This is a genomic window from Stenotrophomonas aracearum, from assembly GCF_031834615.1.
In the GTDB taxonomy this organism is placed as follows: domain Bacteria; phylum Pseudomonadota; class Gammaproteobacteria; order Xanthomonadales; family Xanthomonadaceae; genus Stenotrophomonas; species Stenotrophomonas aracearum.
Map to the genome: position 1 here is coordinate 3,418,236 of NZ_CP115543.1, position 12,653 is coordinate 3,430,888.

The 12,653-nt window shown below is 68.2% G+C and carries 10 protein-coding genes; 2 read left to right on the plus strand and 8 right to left on the minus strand.

Annotated features, from left to right (window positions below):
• Positions 1 to 5 precede the first annotated feature (5 nt).
• From PDM28_RS15480 to PDM28_RS15510, 7 genes are all read right to left on the minus strand, one after another.
• Positions 6 to 2,933, minus strand: coding sequence for a TonB-dependent receptor (locus tag PDM28_RS15480; protein WP_311182735.1), 2,928 nt, complete (start codon positions 2,931 to 2,933; stop codon positions 6 to 8).
• A 134-nt stretch (positions 2,934 to 3,067) separates the two neighbouring features.
• Positions 3,068 to 4,024 carry a FecR family protein gene (locus tag PDM28_RS15485; RefSeq protein ID WP_311182736.1) on the minus strand — a complete coding sequence of 319 codons (957 nt, stop codon included), beginning with the start codon at positions 4,022 to 4,024 and terminating at the stop codon, positions 3,068 to 3,070.
• Between the two features lie 77 nt (positions 4,025 to 4,101).
• The gene (locus tag PDM28_RS15490; protein ID WP_311182737.1) at positions 4,102 to 4,602 is read right to left on the minus strand and encodes an RNA polymerase sigma factor; all 501 of its coding nucleotides are present in this window, start codon (positions 4,600 to 4,602) and stop codon (positions 4,102 to 4,104) included.
• A 39-nt stretch (positions 4,603 to 4,641) separates the two neighbouring features.
• The gene (locus PDM28_RS15495) at positions 4,642 to 5,277 is read right to left on the minus strand and encodes a Vgb family protein (RefSeq protein WP_102945134.1); all 636 of its coding nucleotides are present in this window, start codon (positions 5,275 to 5,277) and stop codon (positions 4,642 to 4,644) included.
• A 44-nt stretch (positions 5,278 to 5,321) separates the two neighbouring features.
• A complete protein-coding gene (locus PDM28_RS15500) occupies positions 5,322 to 6,542 on the minus strand; it encodes a helix-turn-helix domain-containing protein (protein ID WP_311182738.1) in 1,221 nt (406 codons plus the stop codon).
• A gap of 9 nt (positions 6,543 to 6,551) precedes the next feature.
• Complete coding sequence (locus PDM28_RS15505; protein WP_311182739.1) at positions 6,552 to 7,061, minus strand: hypothetical protein; 510 nt, start codon at positions 7,059 to 7,061, stop codon at positions 6,552 to 6,554.
• Positions 7,062 to 7,083: 22 nt separating this feature from the next.
• A complete protein-coding gene (locus PDM28_RS15510; protein ID WP_311182740.1) occupies positions 7,084 to 7,611 on the minus strand; it encodes a hypothetical protein in 528 nt (175 codons plus the stop codon).
• Positions 7,612 to 7,795: 184 nt separating this feature from the next.
• Between PDM28_RS15510 and ppa the strand changes: the two genes are divergently transcribed.
• Positions 7,796 to 8,332: an inorganic diphosphatase gene (gene ppa / locus PDM28_RS15515; protein WP_070207300.1), complete on the plus strand. Its 537-nt coding sequence runs from the start codon at positions 7,796 to 7,798 to the stop codon at positions 8,330 to 8,332.
• A gap of 153 nt (positions 8,333 to 8,485) precedes the next feature.
• The gene (locus tag PDM28_RS15520) at positions 8,486 to 9,607 is read left to right on the plus strand and encodes an HDOD domain-containing protein (RefSeq protein ID WP_070207299.1); all 1,122 of its coding nucleotides are present in this window, start codon (positions 8,486 to 8,488) and stop codon (positions 9,605 to 9,607) included.
• Between the two features lie 149 nt (positions 9,608 to 9,756).
• On the opposite strand, the gene PDM28_RS15525 is transcribed toward PDM28_RS15520, so the two are convergent.
• Complete coding sequence (locus PDM28_RS15525; RefSeq protein ID WP_102945130.1) at positions 9,757 to 12,612, minus strand: TonB-dependent receptor; 2,856 nt, start codon at positions 12,610 to 12,612, stop codon at positions 9,757 to 9,759.
• Positions 12,613 to 12,653 lie beyond the last annotated feature (41 nt).

The following is a 12,653-nucleotide window of genomic DNA, read 5'->3' on the forward strand; positions in this document are numbered from 1 at the left end:
TTCGATCAATACCGCCAGGTCACTGCCAGGCGCATGATCCGGCCCGGCGCCGGCATCACGCCCAGCGCCAGCGGGTCCAGATGATAGCGGTCGGTCAGGTTGTCGACGTTGAAGTCGAAGGCAAGCTGTTCGCTGGCCTGCCAGCTCGCGAACACGTCCACCACCGTCGCCGGCTGGTACAGCTGCTGGATCGCCGACAAGCCCACGTTCCATTCCTTGTCGAGCTTGCTGATCGGGCCGCTGTTGTGGATCACGCGGGTGCCGAAGCTCAGCCGCTGGTCGAACAGGCGCGAACCCAGGGTCAGGTTGACCGTGTAACGCGGCGGGTTCTGGGTGTTGCTGTAGGAACCCTCGAAGCCGCCGTCCACGCAGTCCGGCGTCGCAGCCAGCTCGGCAATCTTCCGCTGCACGCCATAGGCGCGGCGCTCGGCGGCGATGTCCGGCGCGCAGGTCTTGGCTTCGAAGTAATAGTGCGCCGACAGATCGGCGAATACCTTGCCGGCGTCGTAGCTGGACTGGAACTCCAGGCCCGAGACCTTGAAGCGGTCGATGTTGCGGATGTAGCCGGCCGACAGCGTGCGGTAGTCGCGGGTGATCAGGTCGTCGATGCGGGTGTTGAAGTAGGCCAGCTTGAACGCAGCCTGGTCGCCGTCGGCGAACAGGTCGTGCTTCACCGTGCTGGCCCCCACTTCCCAGGTTGCGGCGCGTTCGGGCTTGAGCTCACCGTCGATCGGCTTGGCCGCGGTGAACAGGCCCAGCGTACTCTCGAAGAGGCTCGGCAGCTTCACCCCTTCGGCGTACTTGATGTACAGCAGGGTGTCTTCGTCGGCATGCCAGGTCACGCTGGCGGTAGGCATGAACGCATTGTCGGTACGACGGATCGGCTGCGACCAGGTCCAGCTGGTGGGCACGACGAGGTCTTCGGTAGCGGTGACGTCGTGGAAGTTCCAGCCGGTGATGTCGGCCACCGTGCCCTTCTTGTACGGCGAGGCCAGCAGCGAGGCTTCGGTGAACTGGCCGTTCGCGTCCGGGTACCAGTTGAGCATCGCGATGCGCTGCGCGCGCCAGGCCGGCAGCGCCGGGTTGCCGTTGAGCAGCTGGGTGTAGCGGTACTGGCCGATCACCTCCTCGCCGTCCGGCGTGGCCAGGCGGTTGCGGTCATGGATGCTGACCCGGCTGAAGCGCCCACCGAGCAGCAGGTCCCAGCGCTCGCCCGGCTGCCACTTCATCGACGCGACTGCGCTGTATTCCTTCCGCGCCGCGTTGCGCAGGAAGCGGTTGTTGATCAGGTCGTCATGCTTGATCGGCGCGTTATCGCCCGGGCCCACGTCTTCGTCGCTGAAGGCCAGGCCGTAGTCGAAGGTGAACAGCCCCGCGCTGTCGGTCACCACCACCGTGGTGTTGGACACGTCCAGGCCGAACCGCTTCTGGGTCATGTCGTTGCGGTAGGCGTCCTTGTACCCCGGATCGGTGTTGAAGGTCGGGCCGTCGTACCACTCGGTGCGGCGGTCGAAGTACCACGGGGTGATGCCGGTCAGGCCGTTGTACATCAGGCTGTCGGCCTCGGTGTACCAGAGGTTGGCCTTGAGGTCGACGATGTCGTTACCCGGGTTGAAGCGGTAGCGCAGGTTGTACGCGTCCAGGTCGACGCTGCCGGGTTCCCACTGCGGCACACGGTCGCGGTCCACGCGGATGATCTGCGAGGCCATGATCTCGCCCTGGCGACCGCTGTAATGGCGGTAGCCGGCCTCCAGGGTCTGCACATCGTCGATCCGCCAGGTGCCCTTGAGCAGCACCGAGTTGGACTTGGACGAGGTGTTGAACACTTCGGTGTTGGGCGGGTTCAACGGCGCCAGGGTGCGCCGGGTCTGCGGGAAGTCGTCGTAGCCGTGCTTGCCCGAGTAGTAGTTGCCGGTGTCACGCCAGGCGTACGCCGCCACAAGGTCGAAACGGTCCCAGTGCTTGCCGCCGGCGATGTTGAAGAACTGGCCGCCAAGGCTGTTGCGGTCGGTGCGCGGGGCGGCGTTGTAGGCCGGCAGGTCGCGGGCGCTGCCGTTGGACACGCCGCTGCGCACCCGCAGGCCGGCGTCCTGCCCGTCGCGCAGCACGTCACCGATGTTCAGCGTTTCCATTTCCACCACGCCACCGATACCGCCGGACGCGTTCGCGCCCAGGCTGGGGCCCTTGGTCACGGTCAGGCTGGAGATCAGGTCCGGGTCGAGGTAGGTGCGCTGCGACTGGCCGGCGTAGCCACGGTAGGTGTCCATGGTCGACTGTCCGCCGTCGATGATGACCGGAATGCGGCTCTGGCCCTGGATGCCGCGGATGTTGAGGTCCAGCGCATTGGCGGTGCGCGGGTCGCCGGCGGTGACGCCAACCACGCCCTTGACGATGTCGGCGGTGGAGGTGCCGCGGAAGCGTTCGATGGTCGCGCGCGGTACGTACACGCTGGAGCCGCTGCTGCGGTAGACCTCGAGTGCGCGTTCGTTGTCGCCGCCTGCTGCGCTGGACGTGTCGCCGGCAACCCGCAGGGTGTCGGTGACGATCACGCCATCGGCGCGTTGGCCGCGGGTGGCGCGTTCCAGGCTGACCGCACCCGGGCCGAGCACGCGCGGGGCCAGCCCGCTGCCGTCCAGCAGCTGCGCCAGCGCGCGCTGCGCATCCAGCGTGCCGCGCACTGCCGTGGAGGTGGCACCTTCAGCCAGCGCCGCCGGATACGCCACTTGGACACCGGACTGGCGCATGTAGCTGCGCAGTGCATCGGCCAGCGGCTGCGCCGGAATGTCGAACGACTGCACGGCGGAGAGTGCGGCGCTGTCGGCGGACTGGGCCAGCGCCGGCGCTGCGGGTGCAGCGGCCAGGCCGCACGCCAGCAGGGCGATGCACAGGCGGGACGGGCGCGGCAACGCGCGCGGTCGGGAGTTGGAAAGCATGTTGAAACCTGTAGGTAGGGCGATGCCGTGCAGACGGCGTCCCCGCAGGGACTGCGGGCGCTGCGAAGTACGTGGCGGCGGCGGGTACGTTCGGGGGTAAGACGCGTGCGGGGCGTACATCCCCAAGATCGATTTCAGTGCGCCGCTTCGCGGCTCACGATCGCCACGCCCAGCGGCAGGCGGGTGACGCGCAGGCCGGCCGACATCGCCAGCGCGTCCAGCGCCTGCTCGGGCTGGTCGACGCGCAGCGCGGCGTTGACCGGCGACAACGCCGACAGGTCGCCGCGCACGAAGGTCGGCCCGGCGCGATACCGCGCGATCTGGTCGACCGCCGCGCCCACCGGCACCGCGTCCAGCAGCAGCTCGCCCTCGCGCCATGCCGCGATCCGGTCCGGCGCGAGGTCGGCCTGGCGCAGCACCTGGCCACCGCGCGCGAAGCCGGCGCGTTGCCCGGCCAGCAGGTAGGTCCAGCCGCTTTCCGGCGTCGCCGCCACGCGGATCTGTCCCTGCGACACTTCGGCGTCCACGCCGTGTCCGGTATCGGCCACCGCGAAGGCCGTGGCGATGTCTTCCACTACCCCACCCTGCGCGCGGACCCGGAAAGGCTGCGCGTGCCCGGGCGCGACTTCGAACCAGGCGCGGCCGCGCAGCAGGCGGATGCCGCGCTCGCTGTCGTCGTAGTCCACGGCGATCGCCGAGTCGGCATCGAGCACCGCCCGGCTGCCGTCTGGCAATGCCAGTGTCACCACCTCGCTGCCGCTGCGGTGGTCGGCGCGCAGGCGCAGCCACGCGTCCGGCGACACCCACAGCAGGGCGAGCACCGCTGCTGCCGCCAACGCGATGCGCGGCGCGCGCCTGCGGGGTGCACGGTGGGCGCGCACCGGGGGCTGCGCCACCGCCTGCCACAGCTGCCGTTCGTATTCGAACGCGCGGCGGTGGCCGGGTTGCTTCAACCACTGCTCGAAGGCCTGCATGCGCTCGGGTTCGACCGCGCCGGAGGCGAGCCATGCGATCCACGCCTGCGCCTGTTCGGCAAGCAGGTCGGGCGAGTCGGGTTGGGTCCGGTGGTCGGGCAGGTTCTGCGGGCTCATTGGCTGGCAAGGGGTGCGGTGGCAGCGCCGTTACCATCAAGACGTGTGGGAACGGCACTTCCCCAAGCCCGTGCGCCTTACCGCCCGCTGCGCGCCCAGGCGAGCCGCTGCAACGCGGCCCGCACATGGTTTTCCACGGTGGTGACCGACACGCCACGGCGCCGGGCAATCTCCGCCTGGGTCAGCCCCTGCAACCGGTTGAGGCGGAAGATCGTGCGGGTCGGTTCGGGAAGATGGTCGGCGGCGGCCAGCACGCGCTGCAGCTCGTCCTGGGCCATGGCCTGTTCTTCCGTGGACAGCACTTCATCCGGCCCCCACAGGTAGTGGTCGGCCAACAGCCGCGCCTGGCGGCTGCGTTCCCGGCCCTGGTCGGTGGCCAGGTTGGTGGCCAGACGGTACAGATAGGCCCGCGGGTTGTCGATGGCCACGCTGCCATCGACGCCGCGGGCCTTGAACCAGATGGCCTGGATCACATCTTCAGCGCTGCTGTCGCTGCCCAGGATGCGGCGCACCAGGCGCAGCAGCGCAGGGCGTTCGCGGATCAGCAGCTCGGTGAGGGTCGAGGCATTGGACGACATGGGCGCGGCATCTTACCCTCCAAATGAGAATGCGTCACGTTAAGCCCGTGGTCGCCGCACCACGCGAAGTTTGCCGCTGCGTCCGCCGCCGGCATAGAACAGGCCGGCACCGTCGGCTTCCAGGCCACTCACGTGCTGGCCTTCGGGCATCTCCAGCCGCTCCAGCACCTCGCCGCTGGCAGGGTCCACGCGGCGGATGTCGCTGCGCTCGCCGTCGTCGGTGCCATGCCAGAGCTCACCGTCGACCCAGGTCACGCCGGTGACGAAGCGGTCCGATTCGATCGTGCGGATCACGCGCCCGTTGTCGGGGTCGATCTGATGGATGCGACGGTCGCGGTACTGCCCAACCCAGAGACTGCCATCGGCCCAGGCCATGCCCGAGTCGTTGCCGCCGCCGGGAGCAGGAATGGAGCCCAGTACCTTGCCGGTCTGCGGGTCGATCCGGTCGATCCGGGCTTCGGCGATCTGGTACAGATGCGTGCCGTCGAAGGCAGTACCGGCGTCGCAGGGCACGGGGAGCGAACGCACGGTCTGGCCGGTGTCCGGATCGATCGCGAGCAGGGCCGCGCCGGTGGCGGCCCAGACGTGGCGGCCGTCGAAACTGACCCCATGCACGGCGTCGGCGCCGGCAAACGGGCCGAATTCGCGGGTGACTTCAGCAGTTGCAGTGTTCATTGCAGCATCTCCTGGCACGTCGGAAGGGGTGCCTGGCCATGACACTAGTCGCCTGGCAGCGAGGCAGGGAGTAACAAGATCGTCGTGAATCCGGCCAGCGGCGCGCCCAGCCAGCGCTGCGCGCGCCCACGTCCATGGCTGCGCACCGCGCCTTCGGCTTCCAGCGCGGCCAGTTCGCGCTGCACGGTGCGCTGGCTGGCGCCCACCGCCAGCGCCAGTGCCGAGGTGGACCAGGCCGCGCCGTCGGCCAGCAGCGCTTCCAGTGCCGCCGGCTCGCCATCGCGCGGGGGCACCAGCACGGCCACGTCGATACCGGCCGGTGCGCGCAACCGGTACCCGGTGTCGGTTGCCTCGATCTCCAGCAGACCCTGCACCGCTGAACGGACCCGCCCGATGTCCACGCGCAGGCGAGCACGGTGGGTGTGGTCGCCGGCATGGGTACGGAACACCTCTGCGATCACCTGATCCCGGTCCACGTCGCCCGGCCAGGCCTGGCCGAGCGCACGCAGCAACGCGAACAGCAGCGGGCGGCGCGCCAGCGAGCGCCACTGCCCCGACTGCCAGACACCCCGCCGACAGCCGTCGATCACGCACGCAGGCGACGCGAGCAGGCGTTGCACGGCGGCCAGGTCCAGCGGCGTTGCGGCGCCCTCGCCCAGCCTGCGTGCTGCGGGCTGCGCCAGTTGTCCGCTCGCGTGCGCCACCTCGGCCTGCAGCGCCGCGATGCCGGATGCCTGGGCCGCATCGGCGGCCAGCAGCAACGCGGCCTCTGCCTGCGGCACCTGCAGCGCACAGGCCGCCAACGCGGCCTCGGTCAATGCGGCCATTGCCGCGAGCGCCGGTGCCTGCGCGCGTGCGCGGACCTGCGCCAGGGCAGTGAGCGCTTCCTGCGGGCGTCCCAGCAGCAGTGCGCGGCGCGCCAGGATCAACCACGCCTGCTGCGCGTTGTGCGGGTCACCGCGCGTCTGCAGGGCAAGTGCGGCAGCCAGTAAGGGCGTACTGGAGCCGGCGAGGTCGCGCAGCGCCAGCGCCACTTCGGCCTCGGCCACGACACAGCGGGCCCGTGCCAGCACTTCATCGCGACCAAATCCACGCTGGGCCTGGCGCAGCAGGTCGCGGGCCCGCTCCAGTTCGCCCAGCTGCGCCATGGCCACGCCACGCAGGGCAAGCGCCGGTGGGTCGCCGCGCAGGGACACGTGCCCCAGCGCGGTGAGCACATCACCGGCGGCAAGGGCACGGGCGGCGGCGGTAAGCAGTGAATCCATTCCTGAAGGCTAACGCAGGCACTCGGCCAGTGCGTCGAACAGGGTCTTTCGGGTGCCCGGCAGCGACTGGAACAAGGGCTGTGGTCCGTCGAGCGACGCCAGTAGCGCCCCCACCGAGGTGCGTGCACCGAGCGGGAAGCGGCACAGCCAGGTCGGCTGCCGGTGCAGGAGTGCGCCGCTGACGGGATCGACCTCCACCTCACTGGCGGCAAACGCCCAGCCACACGCATTCACCCTGCCGCTGGCCCGCTCGACCGAGCAGCGCAGCTTCATCGGCGCGTAGTCGGTGAACTCGCCTTCGCAGAACGTATCCGGGCAGACGTCGTCGAAGGCATCTTCCAGCCGGTGGCGCAGGTCGCGGAACGCCGCCCAGTTCGCCTGCGGCGTGGGGTAGTCGACCAGGTCGACGTGCAACGGCGCGGCAACGGGCGCGGGCGGCGCCGGCGCCTCCGCGGCCGGCAGCATGGCCAGCGCAGCGGCCAGCACGGGAATGTGGACCAACGGCAGAAAGGCGGTCATGGCAGTTCTCCTTGGCGGCGGATCAGGACAGGCAGCGGCGCAGCACGTCGAACAGCGACACCTGGCCGCCGGGCAGGCGGTTGAACAGGTAGCCGGAGCTGTCCGGTTGCAGCGTGGTCATGTGGGAAAGGAAGTCTTCGGCCGACAGCGCGTACGGAAGCGGCAGCGGGCAGTACCACTGGCTCAGCTCGGTACGCACCGCGCCGGTGCCCGGGTGCACCCAGGTCTGGCTGGCCACCACGGCATAGCGGCAGCTGTGGATGCGGTCCTGGCGGGTGTCGACCACGCAGTCCAGGCGCAGCGGACGGTAGTTGCCGATACGCCCGGCACAGAACGCGTCCGGGCAGGCGTCGGTGAACTCGTCGGCCAGCCAGCGGTCGAGCTCCCGGTAGGCGGTGTCATCCGGCGTATCGCCGGGCCCGAGACGGTCGGCCAGGTCGATGTAACGCGGCGGGCCGGCCAGCCCCTGGGCCGACACGGCCGACGACAGGGCCAGCAGGGCGAGGGACAGCGGCAGCAGATGGCGGAAACAGGCGGTGCGCAGGGTCATGGTCGGGCTCCGTGGAAGGAGCTCCACGGTGCGCCGGCGCGGGCGCCGGAAGGATCAGGCGGGTGCGCGGGCGAGGGTCGGCCCATGCCGCAACGAACGGTCGGCCACACCCCACCTGCACGGCGGCCGGCAAAGGCATAAAATGGGAGGTCTTATCGCGCCATCCCCCCTCTCGGAGCACACCATGGGTCTGGAACTCGTCTCGCCCGGCAAGAACCCGCCGGAAGAAATCAACGTCATCATCGAGATCCCGAAGGACTCGGAACCGGTCAAGTACGAAGTGGACAAGGAAACCGGCGCGATCTTCGTCGACCGCATCCTCTCCACCCCGATGCGCTACCCGTGCAACTACGGCTACGTGCCGAGCACCCTGTGCGGCGACGGCGACCCGGCCGACGTGCTGGTGGTGCTGCCGCTGCCACTGATCCCCGGTTCGGTGGTGCGCTGCCGTCCGGTCGGCGTGCTGAAGATGAGCGACGAAGCCGGCAGCGATGAAAAGATCCTGGCCGTGCCGGTGTCCAAGGTATTCAGCGGCTACGCGCACGTGGAAGACATCGAACAGGTGTCCAGCCACTGGCTGGAGCGCATCGGCCACTTCTTCGAGCACTACAAGGATCTGGAGAAGGGCAAGTGGGTCAAGCTGGATGGCTGGGGCGGCGCCGCCGAAGCCAAGCAGATCCTGGTCGAAGCGCACCAGCGCTATCTGTCCAGCGCCAGCTGAGACTGAATGAGCCCCGCTCCGGCGCTTGCCGCCGGAGCGACGCCCATCACGTTTTTACGCTGTGGCACATCACAGTTTGTGCCGGATTGGGTACATTGCGACTTCTACACCGTCCACGGTGGGGTTCACCGTGGTCACCCAGGGGATTGTGTCGTGCGTATTCTGTTAGTTGGGGACGAAGCCAGCCTGTCGGCTGAGCTGTTGGATTTCATTGCCGATCTTGGGGAAGAATGGCAGCCGTTGACCGCCGCCGATGGCCAGACGGCCATGAGCATCGTGTCGGCCTCGCCGGTCGATGCGGTCATTGCCTGCCCCACCCTGCCCGATCTCACCGCGACCACGCTGCTGGGCCAGATCCGGACGCTGCGTCCGGAAACGATCCGCATCGCGCTGGTTGAAGCGCCGCAGGGCAACCGGCCGCCGCCGGCGCGCCTGATCGGCGTGGCCCACCGTTTCCTGCCGTTGCCGCTGGCGCCGGAAGTGCTGCTTGAAGCGCTGACCAGCCTGGAAGAGCTGCGCGAGCTGCTCGACAGCGAACGCCTGCGCAGCGCCATCGGGCGCATCGAAAAACTGCCGTCGCCGCCGCACTTGTACCTGAGCCTGACCCAGGCGCTGGAGCACGACGACGACACCGATACCGCCGACGTGGCCAAGCTGGTTTCGGCCGACCCGGCGATTGCGGCCAAGGTGCTGCAGCTGTCGAACTCGGCGTTCTTCAACAGCGGGCGGACCATTTCCGACCTGCGCAGCGCGGTGACCCGGCTGGGCCTGGCCACGCTGCGCGACCTGGTGCTGGCCAGTGAAGTGTTCTCGGCGTCGGCGCTGTCCGGTGCCGAGCGCAATGCGCTGCAGCAGCGCGCGCTGCTGGCCTCGCGGCTGGCGGCCAAGCTGCTGCCGGAATCCAGCGCCGAACTGGGCGCCACCGCAGCGCTGCTGGCCGATATCGGCCTGCTGCTGCCGGGCGTGCGCAACGAGCGCACCGAGCCGGCCAGCGACGCCGACCCGCGCCCGGGGCACAGCGAAGCCGGTGCGTACCTGCTGGGCCTGTGGGGCCTGCCGATGCCGATCATCGAAGCGGTGGCGTTCCATCTGCAGCCGCAGCGGTCGAACACGCGCAGCTTCTGGGTGACCGGTGCGGTGCACGTGGCGCTGGCACTGGTCAACGGCGAGCCGGTGGACGAGGAATACCTGCAGCGCGCAGGCGTGCTGGGCAAGTTGCCGCAGTGGCGCGACCATGCCAATGGGTTGATGGGGTTGGCTACCGCTGATGCTTGAGCCGTGTATTGCGTGGAGCCGGGCAGAGCCCGGCTCTACCGGGGAAACCGACCTTTTGAGGTCGGTTTTTTTTTGCCTGGCGTTCGGGCAAAGAAAGAGGGCGGGCCTTGCGGCCCGCCCTCCTCTTATTGCACCAGTGGTTCGATGGATCAGAACTTCTGGGTGTACTTCATGTACAGGAAGCGACCGATGTCGAAGCCGCCGTAGTAGGCGAAGCTCGAGTTCGGCGCCGAGTACATCAGCGGACCCTTGTGGTCGAACACGTTGTTCGCGCCCAGGGCGATGGTGGCATCCCACGGCGCCTTCCAGCTGACCTGCAGGTCGTGGAAGGTGTTGGAGCCGGTCTTGCGCAGCGGATCCGCTTCGCCGTTGGCCATATGGTCCGGGGCATTGCACCAGAACTCGCCGGTGTCGATGCAGCCTTCCTTCATGCCCGAGTAGTAGCGCGCGGTGTAGTTCACACCGAAATCGCCGTACTGCCAGTTCACGCCCAGGTTCGAACGCACGCGGAACAGGCCGGCTTCACCGACGCGACCGATCATGATGTTGTCGCCGGCAGCGTTCTGGCCCTGCTCGTCGTACTTGGAGGTGTAGCTGGTCTGCCAGTCGATGTTGAACTGACCGATGGCCAGCTCCGGCAGGCGGTACTTGATGCCCAGGTCGTAACCTTCGGTTTCCATCATGCCGAGGTTGGCAGTGCCATAGGTGATGGCGCTGACGTGGCCGTCGTCGGCACGGACGATGCTGTCGCAACGGCCGCTGTTGCCGAGCACGTAGCAGTCACGCAGGATGCGGTCGACGCTGTCAGCAATGATCATGTTGCTGATTTCGTAGCGGTACCAGTCCAGCGAGACGTCCAGGCCCTGCACCCAACGCGGGCTCCAGACCAGACCCATGGTCTTGCTCTTGGAGGTTTCCGGCGACAGGTTCGGGTTGGCACCCGAGATGAACTGGTCACCCGACTGGCACGGCAGGGTCGAGCACGGACGGTTGCCCTGGCCCAGCTGCACGTAGTCGGCCGGCACGCCAGCGGCGGAGCAGGCGGCATTGCCGGCAACGCTGCCCGGCGCGGTGGTGCCGCACGGGTCGATGTACGACTCGAAGCTCGAGCTCAGGCCACCGTACAGGTCGCTGATGGTCGGAGCACGGAAGCCCTCGGCGTAGGTGCCGCGGACCAGCAGCTCGTCCATCGGACGCCAGGTCAGGCCGAACTTGCTGTTGGTGGTGCCACCGAAGTTGCTGTAGTCCGAGTAACGGCTGGCAACGTTCAGGGTCAGTTCCTTGGCGAACGCCATGTCGGCCAGGATCGGCACGTTCAGTTCGAGGTAGACCTCGTTCAGATCGTACTCACCCTGGGTCGGCTTCTGGCCCAGGCCGGTGGACATGCCCGACTGTGCGAAGGCGTCCGGCACGTAGCTGCCTTCTTCCTTGCGGTGCTCCACGCCCACGGCGAAGCCGAGGTCGCCGGCCGGCAGGGTCACGATGGAACCGGCCAGGTTGGCGGTGAAGCTGGTGGTCTTGGTTTCGCCACGGGTGGTGTAGGTCGGGAACAGGAAGCTCTGCAGTTCCGGATCAGCCAGCGAACCCTGGCCTGCAACGCCGTACGGCAGCAGCGGGTTCCACGGGCGGCAGTCACCCAGCGCGACCGGGTTGGCAGCGGTACCGCACTGCGCGATGCCCTGGCCGTTGATGAACGACGGGCCCAGCGCCTGCTCGGCGGCGATCAGGCTCATGTCGCCGTAGTTCGACTTGACCGACTCGTTGCGGTTCCACAGCGCGCCGACGTCCCAATCGAAGGTCTTGCCGGCCAGCTCGAAGTAGCCGCTGACGGTCGGGGCGAAGCGCAGGGTCTTCAGCTGGCTGTCGGTGGTGCGCGGCACTTCCCACAGGCGGCGACGGAAGTCGACGTTCTGGCCAACCGGGTTGAACGCGCTGGCGGCGGTCAGCGGGGTGCCGAACGAGGACGACTGGTATGGGTAACCGGCGATCTGCTGGAACGTCTTGCGCTCGTTGTAGAGCACGTCGGTGTTCAGGCTGATGGTGTCGGTGAAGTCGTAGGTGCCGTTGACGTACAGCGACTTGCGCTCAACGCCGGTCAGCAGGGTCATCTGCTGGTTGGAGTTGGCGTACTCGGCCGGGGTCAGCTCGTGGTAGTCGGCCGGGTTGTTCGGGTTGCCACCCTGGTTCAGGGTCTGCCACACGGCGGTCTTGGAGGTGCGCGAGCAGTCGTACACCAGCGGGTTGCACCAGCTGCCGTTCTGGCTGATCGGGCTCCAGTCTTCCGGGGTCGACAGCGGGCCCAGGCCGCCATCGCGGCTGTACCAGCGGTCCTTCGCCCAGACCGGATCCTGCTTGTTGTACTCAGCCGACAGGGTCAGGCTGCCGCGCTCGCCGGTTGCACCGAGGGTCATCGAGTACTGCTGGGTGTCGCCGTCGCCGTTGTCGTACTGGCCGACATAGACCTGGGCCTCGCCGCCGTCGAAGTTCTTGCGGGTGATCACGTTGACCACGCCGGCAATGGCGTCGGAACCGTAGATGGACGACGCGCCGTCCTTCAGGATTTCGATGCGCTCAACGGCCGACATCGGGATCTGGCTCAGGTCCTGCAGGCCAGCGGTGGTGGCGCCGAGGCGCTTGCCGTTCATCAGCACCAGGGTGCGCTCGGCGCCCAGGTTGCGGATGTCGACGTAGTAACCGCCCACGTTCTCGCCGGAAGCCAGCGATTCCGAACGCGAGATGGCCGGCGAACCGGCCGAGGTCAGGTTGTTCAGCACGTCAGCGACGCTCGAGAAGCCCTGCTTTTCCAGGGATTCGCGGGTCATCGTCAGGATCGGCTGCTGGGTCTCCATGTTGGCGCCGCGAATGCGCGAGCCGGTGACCGAGATGCGATCGAGGTCAGTGGTGCCGGAGGCTGCTTCCTGTGCCGAAGCGAAGCTCGGCACGAGCGCCAGCGCAATGCCGGCCGGCAGAAGACCCAGCCGCACTGCGGGAGTACGAAAATTCATCAATCTCTCCAAGGTACGTTAGTAGCGTGTTAAACCGCCTC